The sequence below is a fragment of the Mesorhizobium sp. B2-8-5 genome (genome assembly GCF_006440675.2).
Lineage (GTDB): Bacteria > Pseudomonadota > Alphaproteobacteria > Rhizobiales > Rhizobiaceae > Mesorhizobium.
Map to the genome: position 1 here is coordinate 1,643,062 of NZ_CP083951.1, position 26,258 is coordinate 1,669,319.

Genomic DNA, 26,258 nt, shown 5'->3' on the forward strand with positions numbered 1-26,258 from the left:
GTCTCCGGCCTATTAGGAGCGCATCGCGGTCCTGAGACATTCTGGAGGCGGCCTCAGAGCCGCAAGAGCTGCCTTGCGGGCGTGAGGCGCAGGCCGACGACGGCCAGCCTGCGCCTTTGTTGTTTTCACGCAATTCCGGACGAAAAACCGCTACACACTTTTCCTGGAATTGCTCTAGCGATCAGAGCGAGTGCTTGTAGCCGATCGCGATGTTGAGCTTGTCGCCGGCGAGATCGTCGTAAGGTGCCGACGTCGTATCGGTCTTTTTCCACGAATAGCCGAGGCTGGCATAGACGGCATTGGTGGGATCGATGTTGTAGGTCACGCCTGTGGCCAGCTTCGGCGTTTCCCAGGTGGTGTTGAAGGCGTTGCGGTAGCGGAAGTTGAAGACATTCCACGTCCATTGCTTGGACAGTTTCCAATCTCCGGCGAGATACAAGGCGTAGTAGGGGATCTGCGCATTTGCGTCGGCGTCCTTGACGATGCCGGTGTCATGCCAAGTGTAGCCGAGGGCAACGCTGGGAGTGAAGGTGAAGGCGTCCGTCAGCTTGATCTTGTAGCCGAGACTCGCCTCGCCGTAATATTGTGTCTTTCCACCGGTCTTGAAGGTCGGCTGGATGAATATCCCGCCGACGAAATTGTCGGCGAAATTGTGCGAGACGCTGAACTTGAAGTAGGTGTCGGCGAGCGATCGCGCTTTGTTGCTGCCATTGTCGATGGCGTAGAACTCGGGACTTCCCTCAATCCCCAGAGTCCAGGTCGGTGCTGCCGGCGGGGGTGCTTCGACAAGGTCGGCGGCGAAGCTGGATGATGCCATGGACAGTGAGATGCCCAGTGGCGCGATAATGGCACGAAAAAGCATGGTCTTTCCTCGATGTAGGAAGTGGCGGGAGATGTGCCGGCGATGCGGCGAGGAACCCGCTAGGCGCGCCGGATTTCAGTTGTGTGACGATGTGCCATTTGTGCAGACACAAGGACATCACGAAGTTGGGATCGTCGGATTGCCCGCCTTGGTCAGCTCGATGGGCACCCTGATCGGTCGGACGAAACAGTCGCCATTTCGACGCCATGTCGGCGGCATTCCTGGCTGGGCATCCCGCAGGAGCTCGTCCGGCCCGGCGGGCTCACCAGCAATCTCATGCCGATCGGGCATCGGCGCAGCCCGGCCTGAACTGCTGTGTTGGAGCCGGCTGCTACCGCATATTCCCCGTGTGCCCCTGCGAGTAGCGCCCCGGCTGTGGCCACACCGTAAGCCCGTGCGGCTCGACGCCGACGCGGATCTTGGTCACGGCGCCGCACGTCGTGTCGATCATGTAGACGTCGCTGTCGAAGCGGCCGGACAGCCATAATTGCCTGCCGTCGGCGCTGACATTGCGCATGTCGGGGCTGCCGCCGCCCGGGATCGGCCATTGCGCGACCACGGCGCGGGTGGCGAAGTCGATCACCGTCACGCTGCCCGGGCCGTTGGCCTTGCCCTGCTCCATCTTGTGCGAGCCGCGGTTCGAGACATAGAGCCGCTTGCCGTCGCGGCTGACGACGAAGCCGTGCGCGCCGATGCCGGTCGGGATGAAGCCGATTTCCCGAAAACTGTCGCCGTCGACCAGGAGCACGCCGTCATTCATCATGTCGGCGACGTAGAAGACCTTGCCGTCGGGCGACAGGCGGATGTCCTGCGGCATGCCCATCTTGGAGAGGTCGAGATGGCCGAGCAGCTTCTGGTTCTTCAAGTCGATCTTGGCCAGGCCGCCGTCGCCATATTCGCAGGTGAAGATCGCGTAGGAACCGTCGGCAGAGAAGTCGGCATGGTTGATGCCCGGGCAAGTCGGCGTCGGCAGGCTCGATTTCAACGTCATGGTGTGCGGTTCGCGGAAATCGAGCTGCTCCATCGCCTCGTCGACGACGATTGCCGCGCTGCCGTCCGGCATGAAGTAGAGATTATAGGGGTCGTCGACCGGGATCTGCTGGCCGGGCCTGGCCGTCATCGGGTCGATCGGCGGCAAGCTGCCGTTCCTGCCGGTGCCGTTGTTGGCGACCCAAAGCGTCTTGAGGTCCCAGGACGGCACGACGTGCTGCGGCTTGCTGCCGACCTGGAACCGGCCGACCTCCTTCAAGGTGACGGTGTCGATCACCGAGACGCTGTTGGAGGAGCGGTTCGGCACATAGACGCGCGGCAGCGCGCCGGCGGTGGCGGGGCTCAGATGGCCGGCCGCGGTCTGGCTGTAGATGTTGACAGGCGCGGGTGGCGGATCGGAGCAATCCTCCGGACAGGTATCGGCCCAGGCCCGGGCAGGCATGAGCGCAATCAGCAGCACGGCCGCACGGAAACTGGTGTGACGCAAACGACTTCTGATCATCTGGATGGTTTCGTGTAGGCCGGCCCGAGTTCGCCGCGCGGACCCATAGCTTGTGTCCCGCCGTTGATCTAGCGCCTTTTCAAAAGACTCCGCATGCGGTTGCGCAGGATGCGCGCCATGTTGCGGGTCTCACGGTAGAGATGCAGTTGCGAGGCCGCCTGACGGGCCAGCCGGTCGGCATCCGGCGTCAGCCCGACCACCAGCGTGCCCATCGGCTTGCGCTCGCTCCACAGCCGGCTCATCACCGGATGGTCCGGAACCGCGCAGGAATCGGTCATGACGATGTTGGGATCGTCGAGATGCTGCTTGGTCACCTCGATCATCAGCAGCGTGCCCGGCGAATAGGCGGAAAGCGCCTCGTCATAGGCCGTCTTCCAGGTGTAAGCGACGCCGGCCTCGACGAAGACGACCAGGCAGGCGACGGTGCGGCCGTCGAGCGTCAGCAGATGGATACGGCACATGTCCTGCTCGGCCAGCCTATGCACGGCTTCGCGGGCGAAGGCGGCGCGGTAACGGTCGATCGCCATCGCGGTGCGCTCGCGGCCTTTCCAGCCGGCCGCTTCAAGCGTCAGGAAGCTTTCGATGGCGTGGCGTATCTCGTCCTGCCCGCGTGCCACGATGTGCTCGAGCTTGCCTTGATCGGCGAGGCGCCGCTTCAGCCGGCGGAATTCGCGATAGTGATGCGCGCGCAGCGAGGCCTTGAGGTAGTCCTCGCCGTCGGCATCGCTTTCAAGCACCGGGCGCTCGACCTTGCCGGTGGTCACCATGGTCAGGCCGCGGCTGTCGGCAAACGAGGTCATGAGGCTCGCCACCGGACCGTCGAGCTTGATGTCGGGCAGCACGAAGACCTTGGGCAGCTTGAGATGCGGCCGCGACAGCATCGAGAAGAAATCCTCGATGACGCCGACCGGATCGTCGCGATCGACCAGCGGCGTTCCGAGCGGGCCGAACGGGCTCGACCATGTGCGCATCACCGGGACGCCGAGCGGGATCGCCGGCCGCTCGACCGAGAACGGCACCAGAAGCCGCAGCCGGTTGCGGTATTCGTCGCCGTCGCGGATGACGGCAAGCCGCACCTCGCGGTCTTCCAGCCGGGGCATCGCCGGCGCCAGGAAGCGCGGGTTGAAGAAGACGTTCGGCTCGATCGTGCGGGCGCTGAGATAGTCGAGTTCCTCGACAAGTTCGAAGCCCGCCGAGGCTGGGTAGATGGCGAGCTTGCGCTCCGGCCGGTTGCTGGCGAAGAGCTCGATATGGGCGGGGTCGACCTCGCGCGCCAGGCCGGCAAGGTTGGAGACCATGGCGCCGGCGGTGCCGCCGCTGGTCTCTTCGAGCAACGGGACGGCGGCCATCAGGCGATTTCCTTGTTTGCGGGCACGAAGATCGCCATCACGATGCCGAGCTTGCGCCAGACGGTGAAGGACAGCGCACTGGCCTCGAAGACCATGGCGAGGCTGGTGGCGATTGCCGCGCCCCAGAGGCCGAACAGCGGGATCAACAGCACGTTGAGGCCGATGTTCAGGGCAAGCGTCATGGCATAGACGGCGGCGCAGATGTTCTGGTTGCCGCTCATGGTGAGCAGGCTTTCGCAGGGGCCGACGGCGGCGCGCGCCACGACGCCCAGCACAAGCAGGAAGAGCAGCGGGTAGCCAGCGGTGAATTCGGGACCGAACAGCATCAGCATCGGCTCGCCCAGCGCCAGCACCATGAGCGCCATCAGCAACGAGGGCCAGAAGGTCCAGGACACGGTCTCGCGAGCGAAGGCGGCGAGCTTGTCCGGTTCGCCATGGGTGAACTGCGCGTAGCGCTGGGCAACGCCGGCCTTGACCGCGAAATAGACGAAATGCACCAGCGCCAGCGTCTTCACCGTGGCGAAATAGACGGCGACATCGTTGGGGTTCATATAGGCGCCGACCATCAGCACGTCGGCATTGGTGAGCAGGAAGAAGAAGCTCTCGACCAGGAATATCGGCAGCGAAACGAGGATCCACTGGCCGAAATGCACCGCCATCGGCCCGGCCGGTATCTTTTTCTCCATGCGCGAGGTGACGGCCATCAGCTGGCCGAGCGTCGTGACATAGGTGGCCGCGATCGAGGCGAAGATCGCGGTCTTGGCGTCGGGCACGTAGTGCAGGCCAAGCATCAGCGCCATGAACGCCAGAATCAGCACCGGCCGCACCAGATAGGTGGGCGAGAGCGCCAGCAGCGCCCAGGAATTGGCGCGCGCCAGCCCCTGCAGGAGATCGCCGAGCGCGATCATCGGCAGGCAGATGACGCCGAGGATGAAGGGGATGACGTAGTAGTTCTCGATCCAGTCCGAGGCGAGCCACACGCCAAGGGCGCCGAGGCCCGCGATCAGCGTCGAAGCAGCGAGCACGAACAGGCGGCTGGCGAGCACGATGCCGCGCAGTTCGGCCAGCATGCCGCGTTCGCGATATTCGGGAATGAAACGAATGACCGAGGTGTGGAAGCCGAGGCAGGCGAGGTTGCCGACGATGACCATCGTCACCCAGACCAGCACCGAGATGCCGTATTCGAACGAGCCCATCCAGCGCGCCATCAGCACCTGGCTGACGAAGGCGATGAAGGCGCTGATGATACGGATCGAAAAGGCGATCAGCGACATGCGCCCGGCTTCGCCGCGCTCGTCGGCGGTGAACAGCACTGCGTCGATGCGGCCAAGCAACGGACGCATGCGCAGCGCCCAGCGCTGCGGCAGGAACCGCCCGGCAGTCGTCGCCGCGGAAAAGCGCACCCAGAACTCTCCGTTTTCCGCCTCTTTCCAAGGTTTCGGTCTATCCGAAACACCTTAAGAAAGGGTGGGTGGGGTGCCGGCGGGCGTATGAGGGGCAGCGCGGGCTTTCGGAAATTGCGCTGAAGTGCGCAAGCCGTAGAAAGCTAAAAAGCTGCGCGGGCATGATAGCAAATAAGCAGACATCTCGTACGGGAATTCGCGCTGAATTTTCCCGTGTCGGGACAAGATTTTTGGGAATATCTGGGAGGTCATTCTCGAATTAAGGGTGACGGAATAACCTTTCTCCAGATTGCCTACGCCATGATTGCGGTCTCGTACCTTGTTGCCGTTTTGGCACTAATTTCAGGTCACTAGCTGCGAAACGCGGCCAATCGCAATCGCCGGCGCTGCCCCTCATCCGGCCCTTCGGGCCACCTTCTCCCCGTCAAACGGGGAGAAGGCAAGGGCGCTGCTTACATCCCCTTCATAGCGTCGCAGGACACATTCGGGTTCATGTCGGCGAAGGCGCCGGTGGGGTTCTGCTTCCAGGCCCAGACATGCAGCTCGTAGAACGGGCCGAGGCCGTAGCGGTTGGGGGCGCTGTTGAAGTTGAACAGCTGGCCTTCGAGCGAGGCCGGACCCTTCGAAGTGATATATTCGACGGCGACCAGCTTCAGCGTGCCGTCGGCCATCGGCTCGTACATGACCGCCTCCGGCTTGGCGACGTCGACGGCGTCGTCCTTGAGGTAGGTCGCATTGACGTAGTGGATGCCCATGGCGCCGCCGGTGATGCCGCTGGCGCAGGGGATCGGCGCGTAGCCTTCAGCTTTCGCCACCGCGACGTCCTCGAAGCGGCTGTCCAGCGCCCGCACCTTTTCGGCAAGCGGATTGACGGTTTCGGCGTGGGTGGCGCTTGCCGCCATGACGGCCAGGGCCGATGCGCCGATGAAATATCTGGTCAGGCTGGGGATGCTCACTGTTCTCTCTCCAATTCCGTTAAGCGCGCGCGCAAGGGCAGGGCCGGTCTTTTTCAAGGCCGGGCCTGCGACGCTTGGCGCGCGTGTCATTCGAAGGGCGAGACCGCGAGGTCCCGCCAGGGCCGGTATGGAACATCAGTAATGCCACCAATATTCCCAGTATTCGCGCGGCAATTCCCGCTCACGGAGGCCGATGTCGCGCCTCAGATGGTGATCCTGCGGGAGAGGCCGGCGGCGCCTGTTTCGCACAGGCGAAAACAGTGCCGACACGAGCCGCCGCATGAAGCCGCGCCGCGGTGCGAGAGTATCCGCCGCGGCGGATACTCCCTCGCTGTCCGGCATGACAACAGGTCCGCCATCGACAAGGACGATCGTCTCATCGTTTTGTCGTTCATCTGCCCGATCAGCGATAAAAGTAGGGGTCAAGGACCCGCACCTCCGTGATCTTGTCGACGGGAAGCGCATTCTTCTGCGCGGTGCTGCGGATCGCCTCCGGCGAGGGCGCGTCATAGATGCAGAAGCTCTTCGACTTGTCCGGCGAGACGAAGGATTGCACCCAGGTTACGCCTTTCTCGGCGTTGCGGGCGATGACGCCGCCCATCGCGGTCGCGCCGGCGTCGTTCATCGGCACATGAAGCCCATCGGGAAAGGTACGTTCAATCAGGTAACGAGGCACGATAGGGGTTCCTTTCGTTGGTGAGTTGCGCTCGGTTCAAGCGCGACCCAGCAGAAATCACCTTCGCGGAAGGCGCGCATCGGCACCTTTCCCCATATTTGACGGGACGATTCCCTATCTTTGGAGCGTTCTATGTGGAAGCAGGCACTGGAACGTGTGGAAGGTCACATTTCCACAGCTTCGTACCGACTATCCAGCGGCATCCGCCGCGCCAACAATCCCATTCGCGAGAGTGACGATGCTTCTGGAAAGACAGACGCAACTGAACCAACTGGAGGCCGTGCTGGCCGGCACCGTGCGAGGCCACGGCCGCGTCGTGGCGCTGTCCGGCGAAGCCGGCGCCGGCAAGACGACGCTGGTCGAGGCGTTCACGGAGCGGATGACGGCAGGCGTGAAGCTGTTGCGCGGTGCCTGCGAAGACCTCTCGATTCCCGACCCGCTCGGCGCGCTCTACGATCTTGCGCGCGAGGCGGGATGGGAGTTGCCGCAGGCGATCGATGCCCGTCAGGGGCAAAGGCTGCCGTTCTTTTCCGACGCGCTCGACGTTTTCGAGACGAAGGGTCCAAGCGTCCTGGTCATCGAGGATCTGCACTGGGCGGATGATGCGACGCTCGATTTCGTGCGCTTCCTGGGCCGGCGTATCGCGAGCACCCACATCCTGCTTCTGATCACGGCGCGCACCGACCGCAGCGAGGGGCAGATGCGGGTGCGCCGGGCGCTCGGCGAAATCCCGGCCGGCAACGTCCATCGTATCGAGGTCCCTTTGCTCAGCGAGACGGCCGTCCTGTCGCTCGCCGAGGCCGCCGGCCGCGACGGCGGCGCCATCTACCGCGCCACGGCAGGCAATGCCTTCTTTGTGACGGAGTTGCTGGCCGGCGAGAAAGACGGCCTGCTGCCGGTCAGCGTGCGCGACGCGGTGCTCGCGCGCGCCGAGCAGCTCTCCTCCGGCGCCCGCTCGATGCTCGACGCGGTCTCGGTGTTCCCGCGCCGCGCCGACGCCTGGGCGCTCAGCGGCCTTTGCGGAATTGCCGCCGCCGGCCAGCTCGCCGAATGCGTCGCCAACGGCCTGCTCGAGGATTTCGGCGACGGCTATGCCTTCCGCCACGAGATCGCCCGCACGGCGATCGAGATGGCGCTGACGCCCAGCAAGAGACGGGAGTACAACGAGCGCGCCTTGGCAGCGTTGCGGGAAAATCCGCAAGTCGCCACCGCAAGGCTGGTGCATCATGCCGTGGAGGCGCAAAGCCTGGACGTGGTGCGCGAGCTGGCGCCGGTCGCCGCGCGCGAGGCTTCCCGCGTCGGTGCCCATCGCGATGCGGCGGGTTACTACGAGGTCGCCCTGCGCCACGCGGATATCCTGCCGATCGAGAAGCGGGCGGAGCTTTATGAAGGCCATGCCTTCGAGTGCCATCTGATCGGCCGCATCGACGCGGCGATGGAAGCGCAGGACCGGGCGCGCCAGCTGCGCCGGGCGCTGGGCGATCGGCTCAAGGAAGGCGACTGCCTCAGGTGCCTGTCGCGCTTTGCTTATCTGCTCGGCGATCGCGAGGCAGCGGACCGTTTCGGCGAGCAGGCCGTGGAGCTTCTGGAGACCGCTCCCGACAGCGCCGAGCTGGCGATGGCCTACTCTAACCTCTCGCAACTGGCGATGCTGGCCGAGCGGCTCGAGGACACGCTTTCGCTCGGCGGCAAGGCGGCCGAACTGGCGGAGCGGCTCAACCGGGCGGACATTGTCTGTCATGCGCTGAACAATGTCGGCGCCGCCGGACAATGGCTGGATTTTGCCAAAGGGCGGCGCGATCTCGCACGCAGCCTTGGGATTGCGCTGTCGGGCAACTTCCAGGAGCATGCGGCGCGCGCCTTCACGAACTGCGCCTGCGTCGAGATGAATAGCCTCAGCTTCAAGGAGGCGGCGTCGTTCCTGGATCGCGGCATTGGCTATTGCGTCGAGAACGATCTCGCGACATGGCGCGACTACATGCGCGGCGTGCAGGCGCAGCTTTTGCTTCGGCGCGGCTTTTGGGACGACGCCGCGACAATGGCGCATGAGGTTGTCGACGACGACGCAACGACGCCGCTCGTGCGCTATCCGTCGCTGGTGGCTCTGGCGAGGCTGCGCATCCGCCGCGGCGACCCATCGGCCGAGCCGATCGTCGAAGAGATGAGGCGGTTCCTGGACAAGGGCATGGAGCTGCAGCGCCTTGTGGCGTTTGCCGAGGTGCTGGCTGAGTTGGCCTGGCTTGGACAAGCCGACAGGCAGGAAGCCTTGCGCCTGATCGCGGTTGCCGAAAGCCTCGCGCCGACGCCGGCCGTGTTCGGCGAACTTGCCACCTGGCGGCAGCTGTTGTCGCCCGGATCCGACCCCGGCGATACGAACGGCATGGCGGAGCCGCACCGCCTGCAACTGACCGGCGACTGGCGCGCCGCCGCAGCGCTATGGGCCGAAATGGGGGCGCCTTTCGAACAGGCAATGGCCTTGCTGCTCGGCGACGAAGCGGCGCAGCGCGAAGCGCTTGCCATTTTTGAGGACCTTGGCGCGAGGGCGGTCGCGCAGCACGTCCGCGGCCTTATGCGGGAAAGCGGCGTCAGCCACATCGCGAGAGGACCGCGACAGGCGACGCGCGCCAACCAGGCCGGCCTCACGCAGCGCCAGATGGAGGTGCTGCAGCTGATCGAACGCGGCTTTTCCAACAAGAAGATCGCCGCGCATCTGACCATCTCGCCAAAGACGGTCGATCATCACGTGTCGGCGGTGCTGGACAAGCTGGAGGCCGTCTCGCGCGGCGAGGCGACGGCGGCCGCGCGCGATTCGGGATTGATCTAAACTTGATTGTACCGCACAAACCAATGGTCATGGAGGAGCCAACTTACGTCATTCCTGCCGCGCGGCTGAAAGAGTTCGTCGCGACTATTTTCGCGACCGCCGGCTGCGCGCGGGACGAAGCGGATCGGATCGGACACTACCTTCTGTCGGCCAATCTAGCGGGCCATGACAGCCACGGCGTGATACGCACTCCGCGTTATCTCTATTGGCTGCGGCAGGGTTATGTCCGACCGGGGCAGACGCTGACGGTGGTCTCGGAGGGTCCCTCCTTCGCCACAGTGGACGGCAATTGGGGCTTCGGCCAGACAATCGGTCCGTTGGCCGTCGACACAGGCGTGGAGAAAGCCAGGGCCGCGGGCGTTTCGATGATCGGCCTGCGAAACTCCAGCCATCTCGGCCGGATCGGCGACTGGGCAGAACGGGCCGCCGATGCCGGTCTGGTTTCGTTGCATTTCGTCAATGTGGGCGGCGGTGAGCTGGTTGCGCCGTTCGGTGGGATCGATCGACGGTTTTCCACGAATCCCATCTGCATAGGCGTTCCGTCGGACGGCAAGGAACCTATGTTCCTGCTTGATTTCGCGACGTCGCTTGTTGCCGAAGGCAAGGTACTGGTCGCATCGAACGGCGGCAAGCCAGTGCCGGAGGGAGCGCTGGTCGGGCTCGACGGAAAGTTCACCTCGGACCCGTCGGCACTTTACGGACCGATCGTGCCGGGCGGCGTTCGGGACTTAGCGCATGGCGAGGGCGCTCTCGTCGCTTTCGGTCTGCACAAGGGCTCCGGCCTTGCCTTCATGTGCGAAATCCTGGCGGGCGTCCTGGCTGGAGGCGCGACGTCCGGTCCTATCCCTGGCGGTAAGCGCGGCCGCATAAGCAACGGCATGCTGTCGATCTACCTCGACCCGGCCCGCTTTGGAGAGCCGGATTTCCTGCAGAGAGCGCGCGCTTACGCCAACTATGTGAAGGCCTCGCGACCGACCACGCCCGGTACTCCGGTCCTGGTTCCAGGCGAGCCGGAAGCCCGGTCCCGCGAGGAGCGCCTGCGCTCCGGCGTTCCGCTGCAGAAGCAGACATGGGATGCGATCTGTGCAGCCGCGTTGTCGCTCGGGGTCCAGCCTCCGACGTTGTAGGACGCGATCTTCGATAGAATTGTTTGCCGCGTCGTGTCGATATCCGACACCATGACTGCAGGCTTTATGGATGAATTGAAGTTAAGGTCGTGCAGTTGGAAGTAGTCGGGCACGCCGGGCACGGCTTTGGACCTGTTCAGCCCCTTGCGAAAGTTGTCTGGGACTGGGGTCATATCCGTTGAAAAGTCCCGGCGAAAGCCGGGACTGAAGACCTGCTCAGGCGAACGTGCCGTGGCAGTGCTTGTACTTCTTGCCGGAGCCGCAGGGGCAGAGCTCGTTGCGGCCGACCTTGCCCCAGCTCGCGGGGTTCTTCGGGTCGCGGTTTTCCGGCGCGACGACGGCGCTGGTGTCCTGACGCATAAGAAGCGCGGTCTCGCCGCCCAGGAAATCATCCTCGCCGGTGGAGCCGTCGATATGGCTGCCGAACATCTCGGGGGCTTCGGGCGGCGGCGCGTCCGCCGCCTGGCGCACCAGCTCGACGCGCATCAGCTGCGCGGTGACGGCCTGGCGCAGGTTGCCGAGCATGCCCTGGAACAGCTCGAAGGCCTCGCCCTTGTATTCCTGCAGCGGGTCGCGCTGGGCGTAACCGCGGAAGCCGACGACCGAACGCAGGTGGTCGAGATTGACGATGTGCTCGCGCCACAGATGGTCGAGCGTCTGCAGCACCACCGAACGTTCGACATAGTTCATCACGTCGGGGCCAAAGCGATCGGCGCGCTCCTTGGCGGCGGCGTCGGCCGCGGCCGCGATGCGCTCGCGGATGTCGTCCTCGGCGATGCCCTCTTCCTTGACCCATTCCTCGATCGGCAGGTCGAGGTTGAGAAACTGCGCCGCTTCCTCCTTGAGGCCGGCGACGTTCCACTGCTCGGCATAGGCGTTTTCGGGGATGTTCTTGGCGACGATCTCCTCGATGACGCCCTCGCGCATCTCGGCGATCGTCTCCGACAGGCCTTCGCCGTCCATCAGCTCGATACGCTGCTCGAACACCACCTTGCGCTGGTCGTTCGAGACGTCGTCATATTTCAACAGGTTCTTGCGGATGTCGAAGTTGCGCGCCTCGACCTTCTTCTGCGCCTTCTCCAGCGCCTTGTTGATCCAGGGATGGATGATCGCCTCGTCTTCCTTGAGGCCGAGCTTCTGCAGCATGCCATCCATGCGCTCGGAGCCGAAGATGCGCATCAGGTCGTCCTGCAGCGACAGGAAGAATTTTGACCGGCCGGGATCGCCCTGTCTTCCTGAACGACCTCTAAGCTGGTTGTCGATGCGGCGCGATTCGTGGCGTTCGGTGGCCAGAACGTAAAGGCCGCCGGCGGCCAGCGCCTTTTCCTTCAGGCGCTCGACGTCGTCGTTAATCTCTTTTTCCCGAGCCTCGCGCTCGGGTCCGGGCGGCATGTCGCCAAGCTCTTCGGCGATGCGCATCTCGGCGTTGCCGCCGAGCTTGATGTCAGTGCCGCGGCCGGCCATGTTGGTGGCGATGGTGATGGCGCCGGGCTTGCCGGCCTGGGCGACGATAGCCGCCTCGCGCTCATGGTGGCGCGCGTTCAGGACTTCGAAGTCCTTGAAGCCATCCTTGCGCAGGCGTTCGGCCAACTGCTCGGATTTCTCGATCGAGGTGGTGCCGACCAGCGTCGGCTGGCCTTTGGCGCTGGCCTCGCGGATTTCCTTGACGATCGCCTTGTACTTCTCTTCGACCGTACGGTAGACCTCGTCGTCCTCATCCTTGCGGATGACCGGCAGGTTGGTCGGGATCTCGGTGACCTCGAGGCCGTAAATGTTGCCGAACTCCTCGGCCTCGGTCAGCGCCGTGCCGGTCATGCCGGCAAGCTTCTTGTAGAGGCGGAAATAGTTCTGGAAGGTGACGGAGGCCAGCGTCTGGTTCTCCGGCTGGATCTGCACATGCTCCTTGGCCTCGAGTGCCTGGTGCAGGCCTTCGGAGTAGCGGCGGCCCGGCATCATGCGACCGGTGAACTCGTCGATGATGACGATCTCGCCATTGCGCACGATATAGTCGCGGTCCTTCTGGAACAGAAGATGCGCCTTCAGCGCATTGTTGACGTGATGGACGATGGCGACGTTCTCCACGTCGTAGAGCGACTCGCCTTTCAACAGGCCCGCGTCGCGCAGCATGTTTTCCAGCTTCTCGGTGCCGTCCTCGGTGAAGATCGTCGTCTTCTGCTTCTCGTCGACCTCGTAGTCGGCCGGGCCGAGCTTCAGCATGAAGGCGTCGATGGTGTTGTACATTTCCGAGCGGTCCTCGAGCGGACCGGAAATGATCAGCGGCGTGCGCGCTTCGTCGACCAGGATGGAATCGACTTCGTCGACGATGGCGTAGGCATGGCCGCGCTGCACCATCTGCGAGCGCTCATACTTCATGTTGTCGCGCAGATAGTCGAAGCCGAGCTCGTTGTTGGTGGCATAGGTAACGTCGGAGGCGTAAGCCTCGCGGCGCTCGTCGTCGGAAAGGCCGTGGACGATGATGCCGACGGTCAGGCCGAGGAATTTATAGACGCGGCCCATCCATTCGGCGTCGCGGGTGGCGAGATAGTCGTTGACGGTGACGACATGGACGCCCTGGCCGGCAAGCGCATTGAGATAGACCGGCAGAGTGGCGACCAGCGTCTTGCCCTCGCCGGTGCGCATCTCGGCGATGCCGCCATTGTGAAGCACCATGCCGCCGATCAATTGTACGTCAAAGGGACGCATGCCAAGCACGCGGCGGGCCGCCTCGCGCACCGTGGCGAAGGCTGGAACCAGCAGGTCGTCGAGCGCGGCGCCGTTGGCGAGATCCTGGCGGAATTTTTCAGTGCGGCCCGAGAGCTCGGCGTCGGAAAGCGCCCGCATCTCGTTTTCCATGGCGTTGATGGCTTCGACCCTGGGCCGGGTCGACTTGACACGGCGGTCGTTGGAAGAACCGAAAACCTTACGGGCGAGACCGCCGAGACTGACCATCCAATGGTCCTTTCGATAGCAATTTAGCCGTTTGCGACAGGCGCCTGGCGGGCCCATCAAATCCGCGTGAATGCGGACAAACGCAAAAAGCGCCCGGAAAACGGTTCTGGACGCCAAGTCGATGGACAGATAAGAGGGGGCTCAATCGATGTCAACGCCGCGTTAGCCCTATGGGCAGCGCCAAATTCCGCCACAATCCGACTGATTTGGAACCCTTCCGCTCACGCGGTCCTTATTGGCAATCCCATTGGAGTTATCTTGATGTCCCTGTCGTTCCGCCGCGCCTCGCTCGCCAGCCTCGGTCTGGTCTTCGGGCTCTCGGCTCTTAGCCTGTCGCCGCTGATGGCGCAGGAGACCAAGCCCGCCCAGGACGCCACAGCGCCGGCGGCGGCTCCGGTCGATCCCAATGCTGTGGTCGCCACCGTCAATGGCGAGAAGCTGACCGAGGCCGATCTTCAACTCGCCGAAGGCGAACTGTCGCAACAGTTCGCGCAGATGCCGCCCGAACAGCGCCGCGCGGCTGCCCTTTCGGCCGCGATCGAAATCCGCGTCATGGCCAAGAAGGCGGTCGACAGCGGCCTCGACAAGGACGCCGACTTCCAGCGCCGCATGGCGTTCCTGCAGGCTCGCGCCCTGCATGGCGAGGTGGTCGAGAAGGAAGTGGTCGACAAGGTGACGGACGCAGAAGTGCGCGCCCGCTACGACCAGGAGATCGCCAACACGCCGCCGGTCAACGAAATCCACGCCCGTCACATCCTCGTGAAGACGAAGGAAGAGGCCGAGGCGATCATCAAGCAGCTCGACGGCGGCGCCGACTTCCAGAAGCTCGCCAACGAACACACCAGCGATCCGAGCGGCAAGACCAGTGGCGGCGACCTCGGCTGGTTCGGCCCAGGGCAGATGGTGCCGGAGTTCGACAAGGCGGCCTTCGCGCTCGACGTCGGCAAATATTCGAAGGAGCCGGTGCAGTCGCAGTTCGGCTGGCACGTCATCAAGGTCGAGGACAAGCGCGCCAAGCAGCCGCCGGCCTTCGACGACGTCAAGGATCAGGCCAAGCAGGCGGTGATCCGCGACAAGTATTTCGCCATGGTCAAGGAGCTGCGCGCGGCCGCCAAGGTCGAGATCCCGGACGAGAAGCTCAAGAAGGACATCGACACGCTGGAAGCCGGCAAGTAATCCGCTTGCGGCTGGATAATTCTAAAAGGGCGCCTTCGGGCGCCCTTTCGCTTTCGGGGGTCAAGCGTTCATTATACCCCGCGTGATGTAGCGTATGGCGGCGCGGATCAGCGCGTCGTCCTCGTCGAGCCGTCCGGCCAGAAGATGCCGCCAGGCGAAGGAAGCGATCAGATCGGCGACGATCCCGGCATCGATATCGGCCGCCACCTCGCCCCGCGCCTTGGCGCGCTCGATCATCCGACCGGTATGGCTGCGGCGTCCTTTCGAATATTCTGCAAGGGCGGCCGCGGCTGTCTCGTCCGATTGCGCCTCCGCGATCAGCGAGCGGAAGATGTTGCCCGACGGGGTGTCGCGCCAATGCGCGAAAAGGTTCTGAAGGAAGCCGGCCAGATCGTCCTCGATGTTCCCGGTGTCGGGCGTCTCGACGCGCTTCTGCCGCTGGTAGACCTCGATCAGCAGCGCCGCCTTGCTCGGCCACCAGCGATAGATGGTCGGCTTTCCCGCGCGCGCCCGCCGGGCGACGGCCTCGATCGAGAAGCCGGCATAGCCCGCTTCGCGCAACACCGCCTCGGCGGCCTTGACGATGGCATCGGCGCTCTCGGGATTGCGTTTCGCGCCGATCGACTTGCGCCCGCGAGCGGCGGCTTCGTCCATCGAGGTCTTCCTTAGCCAGTGAATCTGGCGCCGATCATATTGGCTTCGGCGACGAAACGAAACGACGCGTTTCCAACTGCCAAGCCGCCGGCCAGGCCGGGAAGGCGCGGCCAGAACGCCCCTTGCGCCGACGCGCGCTATCGGGCAAACCGGCCTTCCTTTCGCGTTCTTGCCGCTCCGGGGTTCCGATGTCCGCTACGATTTCGCCGCTTGCACCGAAGAAATATCCAAAGATGCCGGTCATCGAGGGTGTGCGCATCGCGACCGCCGAAGCCGGCATCAAATACAAGAACAGAACCGACCTCTTGGCCATGGTCTTCGATCCGGGCACGGCTGTCGCCGGCGTGTTCACCAAGTCGAAATGCCCGTCGGCGCCGGTCGACTTCTGCCGTCAGAACCTGCCCGCCGGCAAGGCGCGCGTCCTGGTGGTCAATTCCGGCAACGCCAACGCCTTCACCGGCAAGAAGGGCAAGGCTTCGACCGCGCTGACCGGCGAGGCGGCGGCGAAGGCCGCCGGATGCTCGCAGAGCGAGGTTTTCCTGGCCTCGACCGGCGTCATCGGCGAGCCGCTCGACACCACCAAATTCAGCCATCTGCTCGCCGGCCTGGCCAAGGACGGCAAGCCGGATCTGTGGACCGAGGCGGCCAAGGCGATCATGACCACGGATACCTATCCGAAGGTGGCGACGGCGACGGTCAAGCTCGGCGACGCCGACGTCACCATCAACGGCATCGCCAAGGGCGCCGGCATGATCGCGCCCGACATGGCGACGATGCTTTCCTTCATCGCCACCGACGCGCCGATCGCCGCCCCCGCACTGCAGGACCTGCTTTCGCGCGGCACGGCCAAGACCTTCAATGCGGTGACCGTCGACAGCGACACCTCGACCAGCGATACGCTGCTCATCTTCGCCACCGGCAAGGCCGCCGCCCGCGGCGCGCCGGCGATCAGCGATCCCAAGGATGCGCGGCTTGGCGCCTTCCGCCGGGCGCTCGGCAAGGTGCTGAAGTCGCTGGCGCTGCAGGTAGTGCGCGACGGCGAGGGCGCGCGCAAGCAGGTCGAGGTCACGGTCACCGGCGCGAAGTCCGCCCGCTCGGCCAAGCGCATCGCGCTTTCGATCGCCAATTCGCCGCTGGTCAAGACGGCCGTCGCCGGCGAGGACGCCAATTGGGGCCGCGTCGTCATGGCGGTCGGCAAGGCAGGCGAACCGGCCGACCGCGACCGGCTGTCGATCTGGTTCGGCGACAATCGGCTCGCGCATGAGGGCGAACGCGATCCGACCTATTCGGAGGAAGCGACCTCGGCCTATATGAAGCGCGACGATATCCGCATTCGCGCCGATCTCGGCATCGGCCGCGGCAAGGCGACGGTGTGGACCTGCGACCTCACCAAGGAATATGTCGCCATCAATGGCGATTATCGGAGCTGATGGCGCCGGTGTCCGGGCATCCGGCAAGCGTGTTGGCGGTCGTGCGCCGCTACGAGGCGGCGGGCTTTCGCGCCTGGCCGGCGGCCGCCGTCCTTTATGACGGGACCTGGGTGGTACGGCTCACGGCAGGACACCCCGCCAAGCGCCTGAACTCGGTCAATCCGCTCGATCCGGGCGACACGCACGCCATCGAAGAGCGCATCGGCCGCGCCGCGCGGCGCTTCGACGCCTATGGCCGGCCGCTGACCTTTCGCATGTCGCCGCTGTCGGGACGGGTTCTGTCCACGCATCTCGACAAGGCCGGCTGGAACAGGTTCGACGAATCCCTGGTCATGCGGCTGCCGCTGAAGGAGGTCGGGCTCGGCGCGGCCATGGACCAGATTCCGCTCAAGGACATCAGCCGCTTCATCGGCGCGTCGCTGAGGACGAGCGGCTCGGACGCCTCGCTGCGGCCCGGCCTGTCCGAGGTCATCGGCGCGATCCAGCCGGAAGCGGGGCTGTTCGCGCTCGAGGAGGGCAACGAGCCGGTGGCGACGCTGATCTGCGTGCATGACGGCGATCTCGCGGGTCTGTTCGAGGTTGCCACCGAAGAATCGGCGCGCAAGAAGGGCCATGGCCGCAATCTCATCCTGTCGGCGCTGAAATGGGCCCGGCTGCGCGGCGCGCGCGAAGCCTGGCTGCAGGTCGAGGCCAGCAACGAACCGGCGCTCTCGCTCTACCGGTCGCTCGGCTTCGACGAAGTCTATCGCTACCATTATCGACGGCCGCCGGGCGCATGAGCGAGAGCAAGCCAACCGGAAAGCGTCTGCTGCTGGTCGCCGCCTGCGCGCTGGTCGACACCGACCGGCGCGTGCTCCTGGCGCAGCGTCCGGAAGGAAAGCAGCTTGCCGGCCTGTGGGAGTTTCCAGGCGGCAAGGTCGAGCCCGGCGAGACGCCGGAGGAATGCCTGGTGCGCGAATTGCATGAGGAGCTCGGCATCGAGACGGAGATCCCGTGCCTGGCGCCGCTCACCTTCGCCAGCCACTCCTATGACGATTTCCATCTCCTGATGCCGCTTTATGTCTGCCGCCGCTTCCGCGGGATCGCGCAGCCTAAAGAAGGGCAGGGACTCAAATGGGTCAGGCCCCGGCAGATGCGCGACTATCCGATGCCGCCGGCCGACGCGCCGCTGATCCAGTTCCTCATCGACCTTCTGTAGTTTCGCGGTTTGCCCTTGCGACAGCTCACCGTTTCCTGGAGACGGTGAATGTTCCGCACGTTTCCCGGGAGCTGCTTTAGCCAGCGTTAATGGAAGATTTATCTCGATGTGAAAAATTGCACGAGGCCGTTTCGCGCGGCGATATCGTCGATGACTGGGAAACACGGCATGAGCCTCGAAAGAGACTGGGACTCGATCCGGCCCGACCGCGGCTTCCGCGCGGTGGACGCCGGCATGGGCATCCTGCGGATCACGCTTCTCTTCGGCTCGGCCGCGGTGGCGCTGGCGCTGATCGCAACGCCTTTCCTGGACAGCCAGACCCGGCCGCAGAGCGCTCGCGACGGCTTTCCCGGCGGGCTCGACATGACGGCGACCGGATCGATCGGTCATCGCCCCAATACATATACGCTGCGCCGCAGCGTGCTGCAGCCTTTGCCCAGTTCAATCTGCGTCATCCGCAATGACGGCAGCCGCAGCGGCGAGTGCTGACTTGGTTAATGATTTCGCGGCACGGCGGCGTTTCACTCGCTGTTAAGCTTTTGCCGTTAACCTTTCTTAACGGGTAAGACATTAGAGTTTCTGCATGAGGGATCGATGATCATGAAAAACCTGCTGCAGCAATTCATTAAAGATGAAACGGGCGCCACGGCCGTCGAATATGGCCTGATCGTCGTGGTTTTGTCGCTCGCCATCATCGCCGGGGTCAAACAGGCGGCCGATGGCCTCGTATGGCTGTTCACCGACAACAACAGCAAGCTGGCCAACGCCTTCGCTCACTGACGACGGGTGCGCTCAAATCTTAGGCGGGTTCTCCAGGACAGCCTTTAGCGAGACCTTGGCCGATCCGGGTCTGAGCGGTTTTTGCTGCGAGGCGTCTGGCGCCCAGCCGGACATCCAAACAATCGAAAAACTTGCGCGGATACGGCCGTCCGGATCCGAGAATCGCTCGGCATAGATTTCGGCCGCGCGGGCAAACAGGCGTCTGCCGGCCGACCGGCGGCTGCGATCGATGAGCACGTTGGTTTCGCCCATGGCGCGGAGATCGGCCGCGAGATCGAACAGCGTATCGTAGCGCACCGCGACCGTTTCGACATCGGCGACCGGCAATGCCAGGCCGGCGCGCTGCAGCAGCGCGCCCGCGTCGCGCACGTCGGTGAAAGGAAGGATGCGCGGGCTCGCGCCGCCGTAAAGCTCCGTCTCGGCCGCAAGCATGCTTTCGCGTAGTTCCGCCAATGTGCCCGTGCCGGTAAGAGCGCCGAGGAACAGCCCGTCCGGTCTCAGTGCCCGGCGGATTTGCGCGAGCACGCCGGGAATGTCGTTCACGGCGTGCAGCGAGAGCAGGGAGACAGCGAGGTCGAGGCTGCCTTCCTCGAACGGCACGGTCTCCGGCGGCGCCACCAGGCCGGGGCCGCCGGCCAGAAGCGCTTCGTCCATCTCGACGCGTACGACCTCGCCGACCTTGCCGCTGCCGGCGAGCACGTCCGCCGCCGCCGACGTCTGACAAAACAGCGCGGCCGCCTTGCCGAAGCGGCGTTCGACGGCACCCAGCCGGTCGGCAAGGTCTTCCGCGGCGCGCCGCATCAGGAAATCGGCGCCTTCGACGGGGCGGGCGAGAGCCCTGCGCTTGCGCGCGAGCCAGAGCTCGGTGTCGATCAAGGGCTGCAACGAAAAGCTTCCTGTTGTCCGCGCGTGCCGGAGTGGTGTTAAGGTGCGCCGGGTTCCAATCACGTGGCCGATCCGGTGCACAAGATCAAGACCATAGCGGTCCAGGATATGGCCCGGCAGGCACTGGCCTGGCCGGCGCGCCTGTTGTTTCCGCCGGTTTGCGCCGGCTGCCGTCGCCATGTGTCGCAGCCTGGCGTGCTGTGCGGCGCCTGCTGGCCGAAGCTGAGGCTGCTGGAGAAGCCCTGGTGCCCGGTGATGGGCACGCCCTTCACCCACGACATGGGCGAGGGGTTTCTGTCCGCCGAGGCGATCGCCGATCCTCCGCCCTTCGAGAGGGCGCGGGCGGCCGTCGTCTATTCAGGCGTCGCGCGGCAGATGGTGCAGGGGCTGAAATATCAGGATCGAACCGACCTCGCGCCGTGGATGGCGAACTGGATGATGCGCGCCGGCGCGGAGCTGGCCGCGGAGGCCGACCTGGTCGTGCCGGTGCCGTTGCACTGGCGGCGCTTCTTCCGGCGCCAATTCAACCAGTCGGCAGAGCTCGGACGGGCCGTTGCAAAGCTCGGCGGGCTGCCCTTCTCGCCATCCGCGATCAGGCGCGTGAAGCTGACGCGCCAGCAGGTCGGGCTCGAACGGCACGAGCGCGAGGAGAATGTGCGCGCCGCCTTTCGCGTCCCGCCGGAAGCCGAAATCGAGATAGCCGGGCGCCGGGTGCTCGTGGTCGACGATGTTTACACCACCGGCGCAACGGTGCGGGCGGTCGCCAAGGCGCTGAAGAGGGGTGGCGCCGGAGCCGTCGACATCCTTACTTTCGCCCGCGTCCTGCCTGGGGACTTTCGGCCCGATGAGTCCGCGACTATATAGGTTTTAATTGTTGTTTGCCGCATGTCGCTTTCGTACCTCTCTGGACGGCATGCATGAGGACTGCCGGCCAATGGCTGATGTGACGATCTACACCCGCATGATGTGCGGCTACTGCAACGCCGCCAAGCGGCTGCTCGACCGCAAGGGGGTAGCCTATACCGAGCACGACGCCTCGTTCTCGCCGGAGCTGCGCCAGGAAATGATTTCCAAGGCGCATGGGCGAGCCACCTTTCCGCAGATTTTCATCGGCGACACGCATGTCGGCGGTTGCGACGACCTCCACGATCTGGAGTCGCGGGGCCGGCTGGACGCGATGCTCGCCAACGGGAGATGACCATGGGTAGTTTCAAGGCCGCCGCCGTGCAGATGCGTTCGGGCACGAGCCCGGAACGCAACGCCGCCGACATGGAGATCCTGGTCCGCCAGGCCGCCGGCCAGGGCGCCACCTACGTCCAGACGCCGGAAATGACCGGAGCGCTGGTGCGCGACAAGGAAGCCGGCGCGGCCGCTTTTACCGCGGAGGATAAGGACATCGTCGTCGCGACCGCGCGCAGGTTGGCGAAGGAGCTCGGCATTCACCTGCATATCGGCTCGACGGCCATTCGCCGCGCCGACGGGAAGCTCGCCAACCGCGCTTTCCTGTTTTCGCCAGACGGCGCCGTGATCGCCGGTTACGACAAGATCCATATGTTCGACGTCGATCTCGACAATGGCGAGAGCTGGCGCGAATCCGCGTCCTACGAGCCAGGGACGGAAGCGGCCGTGACCGACATCGAAGGGACGAAGCTTGGCTTTGCCGTCTGCTACGACCTGCGCTTTCCGCAGCTGTTCCGCGCCGAGGCGATGGCCGGGGCCGAAGTGCTGACGGTGCCGGCCGCCTTCACGCGCCAGACCGGCGAAGCGCACTGGCAAGTGCTGCTGCGCGCCCGCGCCATCGAGAACGGCGCCTATGTTATCGCCGCCGCGCAGGGCGGCCTGCATGAGGACGGGCGCGAGACATATGGCCATTCGCTGATCGTCGATCCGTGGGGGCGCATCATCGCCGAGGCCGCGCATAACGAGCCCGGTGTGATCTTCGCCGAGATCGACCCGGCCCAGTCGCTGGCCGCGCGCCGCAAGATCCCCAATCTGAAAAATGCGCGGGATTTCACCGTCAAAGCCGGGACAAGCGAAGCGCCGCGTCTCAGGGGTGCCGCCTCTTGATCCGTTTCTCCCTGATCTGCGAACACGAGCACGAGTTCGAAGCGTGGTTCCGCAACAATGATGATTTCGACGCCCAGAAGAAGCGCGGCTTCGTCGATTGCCCGAGCTGCGGCTCGCACAAGGTCGAGAAGGCGTTGATGGCGCCCGCCGTCTCCACATCCCGCAAGCAGGAGAAGGTGGCCTTGGGCATGGGCGAGGCGCAGAAGCAGGCGTTGGCGCAGCTCAAGGCGCTGGCCGAGAAGGTGCGCGAGAATGCCGACTATGTCGGCGACAAGTTCGCCGAGGAAGCGCGCAAGATCCATTTCGGCGAGGCCGATCCGCGCGGCATCTACGGCGAAGCGACCCCCGAAGAGGCGCAGAGCCTCGCCGAGGACGGCGTCGAGTTCATGCCAATCCCGAGCTTTCCGGACGACCGGAACTGAGCGGGCGGCGGCGAGAAATTTTTTCGGGCCTCGTAGAGAGGTTCTTTCAGTGGATTTGGTTGAAGACCTCGGACAGTCTGACAGTGGACGGTTTGCTGGTTGTTGGAGATCAGCAAGAGATTGATCGGGTGGTCCAGGCCCTGTCGCTCATTCGCCAACACGATCCAATCCGCTACCGTAGGCTTGCAAGAGACCTCAGTCGTATTTGGATTTTGGCAATCCCCTATCGCGGACAGTTCAGCGTAGGTACCTGGACTTGCCAGCTCGATCAACGGTTCGTGCTCGACAAAAAGACGTCGTGTGAGCTCATTGCCTCAGTGATCGTGCATGAGGCAACACATGCGCGTCTCGCACGGTTCGGCATCGAGTATCGCGAAGAATTGCGCCAGCGTATTGAACAGACGTGTATCCGGCGCCAAATGGCTTTCACCAAAGCACTTCCCGGGGCAGCTGAAGCATTTGACGAGGCCGACAGGATGCTGAACGCTTTGCCCGACATGAGCGATACCGCAATGGCCGAGCAAGCCTTAGCGGCAGAGGTCGAGGCCGCGCGTTATGTCGGCGTTCCCGAGTGGTTGCTGCGAAGAATGATCGCCCTCCGAAGATGGCGCAACAGGAGATTGGCTGCGAAGTCGAGGCGGAATTGATCCTCTCGTCAGGTGTCAACTCATGCTGCCAATCAATTTGCCGAGCAGCTTCGCCAGCATTTCCCGGTCCTCGCGTGTCAGGCCAGCAAGGATTTCGTGCTCGTTGGCGACGTGGGCGGCAAGCGCTTCGTTGATGAGCTCAAGCCCTTTCTCGGTCAATTGCACCACCACACCGCGCCGGTCGCTGGGGTGCGGCGCGCGCCGGGTCAGACCGGCCTTTTCCAGGCGGTCGAGGCGGGCGGTCATGGCGCCCGACGTCACCATCGTCGCCTCGTAGAGCTCGGTCGGCGTCAGCGCATAGGGCGCGCCGGAACGGCGCAGCGTCGCCAACACGTCGAATTCGCCGGACTGCAGCCCGAAGCGGGCGAATACCGGCGCGAGCCGGTCGCGCGCAATGAGCGCCGAGGCCTCGTTGAGCCGCCCGATGACGCCCATCGGCGACACGTCGAGATCCGGTCGTTCCCGTCGCCACTGTTCCATGGCCCTGCCCGCTCGATCCATATTGCTCACCGTAAAGTATCTTGACATAAAGAATCTTTGCATTATCTTACTGCAACAAGAACTGGCCGCCAAGCGGTCTCGCAGCGACAGGACGAACCAATGAGATTTCTCTGGGATTCAGCGATCTGGCTTCTGGTCGTGACGGGCGGCCTGCTTGGCATGACGCTGCCGTTCGGCAAGCTCGCCACCGCCGCCGGGGTACCGGCCACGGTCTGGGCCTTCGTCATTTCGCTGGGCGCAGGCGGCGTGCTGTTTCTGGCGCTTCTGCTGCGCGGCGAGCGGATCCGGCTGACGCCGCACAAGCTGCGCTATTTCTTCGTCACCGCGGCGATTTCCTATGCCGTCCCCAATCTTTTGATGTTCTCGGCCATCCCGCATCTCGGCGCCGGCTACACCGGCATCATGTTCACGCTGTCGCCGGTGATCACGCTGGTGTTCTCGATCCTGCTCGGTGTCAGGCGCCCCAACCTGCTCGGCGTCATCGGCATCGCCGTCGGTTTCGTAGGCGCGGCGATGGTTGCGCTGACGCGCGGCGAGGCCGGCCAGCCGGCCGATTATTTCTGGGTGGCGATCGGACTGCTCATCCCGGTCAGCCTCGCCGCCGGCAACATCTACCGCACCGTCGACTGGCCGCAAGACACCGGCCCGATCGAGCTTGCAGTCGGCAGCCACCTGGCCTCGGCCACGCTGCTTCTCATTGGCATCCTCGGCCTTCTGGGCACGCATGCCTTCGCCCCGCTGGGCGCCGTGCCCCTCGTCGTCGTCGGTCAGGTTGTGTCGGCCTCGGCGATGTTTGCCTTCTTCTTCCGCCTGCAGGCGGTCGGCGGGCCGGTCTATCTCAGCCAGATCGGCTATGTGGCGGCGGCCGTTGGGTTGTTCGCCGGCACGCTCTTCCTCGGTGAGCATTACCAGCTTCTGACCTGGCTGGGCGCCGCCATCATCACCGCCGGGGTTTTCATCACGACCAAGGCGCAAAGCCAAGCCGGCGCGCCGGCGCCGGTTCGGGTCGAGCCGGCGTCGTCCCGGAGCTAATCCTCCTTGCCGGAGGGTTCCGGCCGCGGGTGGCGGCGGCGATGGGTGGCGGCGGCGCGCGCCGCCTGCTCATAGATGCCCGTCATCAACTCCAGCGTGCGCGCGACGTCCCCGAGTTTCTCGGCCATCTCGGGAATGCGCTTCACCGCTTCGATGAGCAACACCGAACGGATATCGGCATAGCGTTCCGTCACCCGATGCCCCAGCGGCGTCACCTCGTAGGTCACGCCGGCCCTGCCGCTGCCGGTGCGCGTGATCAGCCCGCCCTTCAACAGCTTGCGCAGGCTGTACTGGATGTTGGGAATGTCGTCGCGATTGGTCATCTGGGCGAGGTCGCGGACGCTTTTGGGCCGGTCGTTCATCCTGATGATGTGGAGCAGCGCGTTTTCCGGCCCGCTGGCCGAAAACTCGATCACGGTGGCGAGGCACTCCGCCTGCCAGTGGCCGAACGCCTCGTAGGAGCGCATCAGCGCATATTCGACCTCGGTGACGTCGATCTCGAGCGGCGTGCGCGCCAGATGCCAGCCGCGGTCGAGCAGTTCTTCCTGTGTTTCCAGCGATTTGCGACGCTCGTTCATCAGCCTCTCCCTTGCCGCGAGGATGCGCCGATCCACGCGATTGCGTCCACATGAATTTATGATAGACTTTCTATCATAAATTATAATCAAAAATGTGAGGAGAACATCGTCATGAGCATGCTCGACAAGTTCGCGCCTGGCACACAGCCTTTCTTTCTCGGCACCTTCGCGTCCAACTGTTCCGGCGGCATGACCGTCACCAAGGTCGCCGAGCGCTGGGACAATTCCTGGGACAACAATCTCAAGCTCGCCCGCCTTCTCGATGAAGCCGGCATCGACTTCATGCTGCCGATCGCGCGCTGGATCGGTTACGGCGGCGAAACCAATTTTCATGGCAACGTGCTTGAGACGATCACCTGGGCAGCGGGGCTGCTGGCGCTCACCCGCAACATCACCGTCTTTGCCACGACCCATACGGCGGCGAACCATCCTGTCGTCGTCGCCAAGCAACTGGCCACCATCGACCAGATCAGCCGCTGCCGCATCGGCCTCAACGTCGTCGCCGGCTGGAACAAGCCGGAATACGAGGCACTTGGGCTGGCGCTGCCCGACGACCACACCACCCGCTACGGCTACGCGCAGGAATGGTTCGATATCGTGCGCGCCCTGTGGAGCCGCACGGAGGCCTTCGACTGGGACGGAACCTGGTTCAAGCTCAGGAACGTGCTCGGCGATCCGCGCCCGTCATCGCCGTTGCCGATCCTCAACGCGGCCGGCTCGGACGAGGGGCGGAAATTTGCCGTCCGCAACGCCGATTTCCTGTTCACGCCGGCGATCGACCTCTCGCGCTCGAAGGACGAGCTCGCGGCGCTGAAGGAGCAGGGCAAAGCGGCGGGCAGGGACGTCGATGTGCTGACCTTCGCCCATGTCGTGTGCCGACCGACGGAAAAGGAAGCCAACGACTATCTTGAGCATTTCGGCCGCGCCAATGCCGATTGGGCGGCGGTGGACAATCTGGTGCGGCTGCAATTCGCCCACGCGCAATCCTTCCCGCACGACCTTCTGGCGCTCATCCGCGACCGCATGGCGGCGGGCCATGGCGGTTTTCCGCTGACCGGCACGCCCGAGCAGGTGGCCAACGGCATCACCCAACTGCACCAAGCCGGCTTCCGCGGCTCGACCTTGTCCTTCGTCGATTATGTCGAGGAATTCCCCTATTTCCGCGACACGGTCCTGCCTATTCTCGAAGAAAGAGCCATTCGCGTCGCGCCGGCCGCGATGCAGTCGGCGGCTTAGACAAGGAGATGGCA

Annotated in this window: 26 protein-coding genes; 15 read left to right on the forward strand and 11 right to left on the reverse strand. The window is 64.5% G+C overall.

Annotated features, from left to right (window positions below):
- Positions 1 to 181: 181 nt before the first annotated feature.
- The 6 genes from FJ430_RS08020 to FJ430_RS08045 all read right to left on the reverse strand — a co-directional run bounded on the left by FJ430_RS08020 (position 182) and on the right by FJ430_RS08045 (position 6,738).
- On the reverse strand, positions 182 to 862 hold the full coding sequence (locus FJ430_RS08020; RefSeq protein WP_140710982.1) for a hypothetical protein: 681 nt from the start codon (positions 860 to 862) through the stop codon (positions 182 to 184).
- Between the two features lie 331 nt (positions 863 to 1,193).
- Positions 1,194 to 2,354: a YncE family protein gene (locus tag FJ430_RS08025; protein WP_140710983.1), complete on the reverse strand. Its 1,161-nt coding sequence runs from the start codon at positions 2,352 to 2,354 to the stop codon at positions 1,194 to 1,196.
- 68 nt (positions 2,355 to 2,422) lie between these two features.
- A complete protein-coding gene (locus FJ430_RS08030; protein ID WP_140710984.1) occupies positions 2,423 to 3,703 on the reverse strand; it encodes a GNAT family N-acetyltransferase in 1,281 nt (426 codons plus the stop codon).
- Positions 3,703 to 5,106, reverse strand: a complete 1,404-nt coding sequence (locus FJ430_RS08035; RefSeq protein ID WP_140645231.1) for a lipopolysaccharide biosynthesis protein — start codon at positions 5,104 to 5,106, stop codon at positions 3,703 to 3,705. Before FJ430_RS08035 ends, FJ430_RS08030 begins: the two co-directional genes overlap by 1 nt.
- A gap of 452 nt (positions 5,107 to 5,558) precedes the next feature.
- Positions 5,559 to 6,008 carry a hypothetical protein gene (locus tag FJ430_RS08040; protein WP_226892223.1) on the reverse strand — a complete coding sequence of 150 codons (450 nt, stop codon included), beginning with the start codon at positions 6,006 to 6,008 and terminating at the stop codon, positions 5,559 to 5,561.
- A 457-nt stretch (positions 6,009 to 6,465) separates the two neighbouring features.
- Positions 6,466 to 6,738: a DUF4242 domain-containing protein gene (locus FJ430_RS08045; RefSeq protein WP_140658868.1), complete on the reverse strand. Its 273-nt coding sequence runs from the start codon at positions 6,736 to 6,738 to the stop codon at positions 6,466 to 6,468.
- A 238-nt stretch (positions 6,739 to 6,976) separates the two neighbouring features.
- On the opposite strand from FJ430_RS08045, the gene FJ430_RS08050 reads away from it, so the two are divergent.
- A complete protein-coding gene (locus FJ430_RS08050; protein ID WP_140710986.1) occupies positions 6,977 to 9,562 on the forward strand; it encodes a helix-turn-helix transcriptional regulator in 2,586 nt (861 codons plus the stop codon).
- A gap of 29 nt (positions 9,563 to 9,591) precedes the next feature.
- Positions 9,592 to 10,689, forward strand: a complete 1,098-nt coding sequence (locus tag FJ430_RS08055) for a malate/lactate/ureidoglycolate dehydrogenase (protein WP_140658901.1) — start codon at positions 9,592 to 9,594, stop codon at positions 10,687 to 10,689.
- A 216-nt stretch (positions 10,690 to 10,905) separates the two neighbouring features.
- Here the strand turns inward: FJ430_RS08055 and secA are convergent, their stop codons facing one another.
- Positions 10,906 to 13,638, reverse strand: coding sequence for a preprotein translocase subunit SecA (secA, locus tag FJ430_RS08060; protein WP_140710987.1), 2,733 nt, complete (start codon positions 13,636 to 13,638; stop codon positions 10,906 to 10,908).
- Positions 13,639 to 13,899: 261 nt separating this feature from the next.
- Here secA and FJ430_RS08065 point away from each other — a divergent pair, with 261 nt between their 5' ends.
- On the forward strand, positions 13,900 to 14,814 hold the full coding sequence (locus tag FJ430_RS08065) for a peptidylprolyl isomerase (protein ID WP_140645235.1): 915 nt from the start codon (positions 13,900 to 13,902) through the stop codon (positions 14,812 to 14,814).
- 60 nt (positions 14,815 to 14,874) lie between these two features.
- Here the strand turns inward: FJ430_RS08065 and FJ430_RS08070 are convergent, their stop codons facing one another.
- Positions 14,875 to 15,468 carry a TetR/AcrR family transcriptional regulator gene (locus tag FJ430_RS08070; RefSeq protein WP_140710988.1) on the reverse strand — a complete coding sequence of 198 codons (594 nt, stop codon included), beginning with the start codon at positions 15,466 to 15,468 and terminating at the stop codon, positions 14,875 to 14,877.
- A 188-nt stretch (positions 15,469 to 15,656) separates the two neighbouring features.
- Here FJ430_RS08070 and argJ point away from each other — a divergent pair, with 188 nt between their 5' ends.
- The 5 genes from argJ to FJ430_RS08095 all read left to right on the forward strand — a co-directional run bounded on the left by argJ (position 15,657) and on the right by FJ430_RS08095 (position 18,876).
- On the forward strand, positions 15,657 to 16,898 hold the full coding sequence (gene argJ / locus FJ430_RS08075; protein ID WP_140710989.1) for a bifunctional glutamate N-acetyltransferase/amino-acid acetyltransferase ArgJ: 1,242 nt from the start codon (positions 15,657 to 15,659) through the stop codon (positions 16,896 to 16,898).
- Positions 16,898 to 17,677 (forward strand): GNAT family N-acetyltransferase, encoded by a 780-nt coding sequence (locus FJ430_RS08080; RefSeq protein WP_181175596.1) that lies wholly within the window; start codon positions 16,898 to 16,900, stop codon positions 17,675 to 17,677. The genes argJ and FJ430_RS08080 overlap by 1 nt, the downstream gene beginning before the upstream one ends.
- Positions 17,674 to 18,096: a (deoxy)nucleoside triphosphate pyrophosphohydrolase gene (locus tag FJ430_RS08085; RefSeq protein ID WP_140645238.1), complete on the forward strand. Its 423-nt coding sequence runs from the start codon at positions 17,674 to 17,676 to the stop codon at positions 18,094 to 18,096. The genes FJ430_RS08080 and FJ430_RS08085 overlap by 4 nt, the downstream gene beginning before the upstream one ends.
- 168 nt (positions 18,097 to 18,264) lie before the next feature.
- Entirely contained in the window at positions 18,265 to 18,585 is a 321-nt protein-coding gene (locus tag FJ430_RS08090; protein ID WP_140645239.1) for a hypothetical protein, read from the forward strand.
- A gap of 111 nt (positions 18,586 to 18,696) precedes the next feature.
- A complete protein-coding gene (locus FJ430_RS08095; RefSeq protein ID WP_140710990.1) occupies positions 18,697 to 18,876 on the forward strand; it encodes a Flp family type IVb pilin in 180 nt (59 codons plus the stop codon).
- A 12-nt stretch (positions 18,877 to 18,888) separates the two neighbouring features.
- On the opposite strand, the gene FJ430_RS08100 is transcribed toward FJ430_RS08095, so the two are convergent.
- The gene (locus FJ430_RS08100) at positions 18,889 to 19,761 is read right to left on the reverse strand and encodes a methyltransferase domain-containing protein (protein ID WP_140710991.1); all 873 of its coding nucleotides are present in this window, start codon (positions 19,759 to 19,761) and stop codon (positions 18,889 to 18,891) included.
- Positions 19,762 to 19,824: 63 nt separating this feature from the next.
- Here FJ430_RS08100 and FJ430_RS08105 point away from each other — a divergent pair, with 63 nt between their 5' ends.
- The 5 genes from FJ430_RS08105 to FJ430_RS08125 all read left to right on the forward strand — a co-directional run bounded on the left by FJ430_RS08105 (position 19,825) and on the right by FJ430_RS08125 (position 22,897).
- The gene (locus FJ430_RS08105) at positions 19,825 to 20,625 is read left to right on the forward strand and encodes a ComF family protein (protein WP_140658875.1); all 801 of its coding nucleotides are present in this window, start codon (positions 19,825 to 19,827) and stop codon (positions 20,623 to 20,625) included.
- Between the two features lie 70 nt (positions 20,626 to 20,695).
- Positions 20,696 to 20,959, forward strand: coding sequence for a glutaredoxin 3 (gene grxC / locus FJ430_RS08110; protein WP_140645242.1), 264 nt, complete (start codon positions 20,696 to 20,698; stop codon positions 20,957 to 20,959).
- 2 nt (positions 20,960 to 20,961) lie between these two features.
- Positions 20,962 to 21,828 (forward strand): carbon-nitrogen hydrolase family protein, encoded by an 867-nt coding sequence (locus FJ430_RS08115; protein WP_140710992.1) that lies wholly within the window; start codon positions 20,962 to 20,964, stop codon positions 21,826 to 21,828.
- Positions 21,825 to 22,250: a DUF1178 family protein gene (locus FJ430_RS08120; RefSeq protein ID WP_140710993.1), complete on the forward strand. Its 426-nt coding sequence runs from the start codon at positions 21,825 to 21,827 to the stop codon at positions 22,248 to 22,250. The genes FJ430_RS08115 and FJ430_RS08120 overlap by 4 nt, the downstream gene beginning before the upstream one ends.
- A gap of 59 nt (positions 22,251 to 22,309) precedes the next feature.
- Positions 22,310 to 22,897, forward strand: a complete 588-nt coding sequence (locus FJ430_RS08125) for a hypothetical protein (RefSeq protein ID WP_181175597.1) — start codon at positions 22,310 to 22,312, stop codon at positions 22,895 to 22,897.
- 15 nt (positions 22,898 to 22,912) lie between these two features.
- On the opposite strand, the gene FJ430_RS08130 is transcribed toward FJ430_RS08125, so the two are convergent.
- Complete coding sequence (locus FJ430_RS08130) at positions 22,913 to 23,398, reverse strand: MarR family winged helix-turn-helix transcriptional regulator (protein ID WP_140711007.1); 486 nt, start codon at positions 23,396 to 23,398, stop codon at positions 22,913 to 22,915.
- A gap of 99 nt (positions 23,399 to 23,497) precedes the next feature.
- On the opposite strand from FJ430_RS08130, the gene FJ430_RS08135 reads away from it, so the two are divergent.
- Entirely contained in the window at positions 23,498 to 24,430 is a 933-nt protein-coding gene (locus FJ430_RS08135) for a DMT family transporter (protein WP_140710995.1), read from the forward strand.
- Here FJ430_RS08135 and FJ430_RS08140 read toward each other — a convergent pair.
- Positions 24,427 to 25,008 (reverse strand): winged helix DNA-binding protein, encoded by a 582-nt coding sequence (locus tag FJ430_RS08140; protein WP_140710996.1) that lies wholly within the window; start codon positions 25,006 to 25,008, stop codon positions 24,427 to 24,429. The genes FJ430_RS08135 and FJ430_RS08140 overlap by 4 nt on opposite strands.
- Positions 25,009 to 25,119: 111 nt before the next feature.
- Between FJ430_RS08140 and FJ430_RS08145 the strand changes: the two genes are divergently transcribed.
- A complete protein-coding gene (locus FJ430_RS08145) occupies positions 25,120 to 26,244 on the forward strand; it encodes an LLM class flavin-dependent oxidoreductase (RefSeq protein ID WP_140710997.1) in 1,125 nt (374 codons plus the stop codon).
- The last annotated feature ends 14 nt before the right edge of the window (positions 26,245 to 26,258 follow it).

Bases quoted from the DNA above. Each gene is read 5' to 3' on its own strand.
- FJ430_RS08020 (WP_140710982.1), bottom strand. From the start codon at position 862: ATGCTTTTTCGTGCCATTATCGCGCCACTGGGCATCTCACTGTCCATG.
- FJ430_RS08025 (WP_140710983.1), bottom strand. From the start codon at position 2,354: ATGATCAGAAGTCGTTTGCGTCACACCAGTTTCCGTGCGGCCGTGCTG.
- FJ430_RS08030 (WP_140710984.1), bottom strand. From the start codon at position 3,703: ATGGCCGCCGTCCCGTTGCTCGAAGAGACCAGCGGCGGCACCGCCGGC.
- FJ430_RS08040 (WP_226892223.1), bottom strand. From the start codon at position 6,008: ATGGCGGCAAGCGCCACCCACGCCGAAACCGTCAATCCGCTTGCCGAA.
- FJ430_RS08050 (WP_140710986.1), top strand. From the start codon at position 6,977: ATGCTTCTGGAAAGACAGACGCAACTGAACCAACTGGAGGCCGTGCTG.
- FJ430_RS08055 (WP_140658901.1), top strand. From the start codon at position 9,592: ATGGAGGAGCCAACTTACGTCATTCCTGCCGCGCGGCTGAAAGAGTTC.
- secA (WP_140710987.1), bottom strand. From the start codon at position 13,638: ATGGTCAGTCTCGGCGGTCTCGCCCGTAAGGTTTTCGGTTCTTCCAAC.
- FJ430_RS08065 (WP_140645235.1), top strand. From the start codon at position 13,900: ATGTCCCTGTCGTTCCGCCGCGCCTCGCTCGCCAGCCTCGGTCTGGTC.
- FJ430_RS08070 (WP_140710988.1), bottom strand. From the start codon at position 15,468: ATGGACGAAGCCGCCGCTCGCGGGCGCAAGTCGATCGGCGCGAAACGC.
- argJ (WP_140710989.1), top strand. From the start codon at position 15,657: ATGTCCGCTACGATTTCGCCGCTTGCACCGAAGAAATATCCAAAGATG.
- FJ430_RS08080 (WP_181175596.1), top strand. From the start codon at position 16,898: ATGGCGCCGGTGTCCGGGCATCCGGCAAGCGTGTTGGCGGTCGTGCGC.
- FJ430_RS08085 (WP_140645238.1), top strand. From the start codon at position 17,674: ATGAGCGAGAGCAAGCCAACCGGAAAGCGTCTGCTGCTGGTCGCCGCC.
- FJ430_RS08090 (WP_140645239.1), top strand. From the start codon at position 18,265: ATGAGCCTCGAAAGAGACTGGGACTCGATCCGGCCCGACCGCGGCTTC.
- FJ430_RS08095 (WP_140710990.1), top strand. From the start codon at position 18,697: ATGAAAAACCTGCTGCAGCAATTCATTAAAGATGAAACGGGCGCCACG.
- grxC (WP_140645242.1), top strand. From the start codon at position 20,696: ATGGCTGATGTGACGATCTACACCCGCATGATGTGCGGCTACTGCAAC.
- FJ430_RS08115 (WP_140710992.1), top strand. From the start codon at position 20,962: ATGGGTAGTTTCAAGGCCGCCGCCGTGCAGATGCGTTCGGGCACGAGC.
- FJ430_RS08130 (WP_140711007.1), bottom strand. From the start codon at position 23,398: ATGGATCGAGCGGGCAGGGCCATGGAACAGTGGCGACGGGAACGACCG.
- FJ430_RS08135 (WP_140710995.1), top strand. From the start codon at position 23,498: ATGAGATTTCTCTGGGATTCAGCGATCTGGCTTCTGGTCGTGACGGGC.
- FJ430_RS08140 (WP_140710996.1), bottom strand. From the start codon at position 25,008: ATGAACGAGCGTCGCAAATCGCTGGAAACACAGGAAGAACTGCTCGAC.
- FJ430_RS08145 (WP_140710997.1), top strand. From the start codon at position 25,120: ATGAGCATGCTCGACAAGTTCGCGCCTGGCACACAGCCTTTCTTTCTC.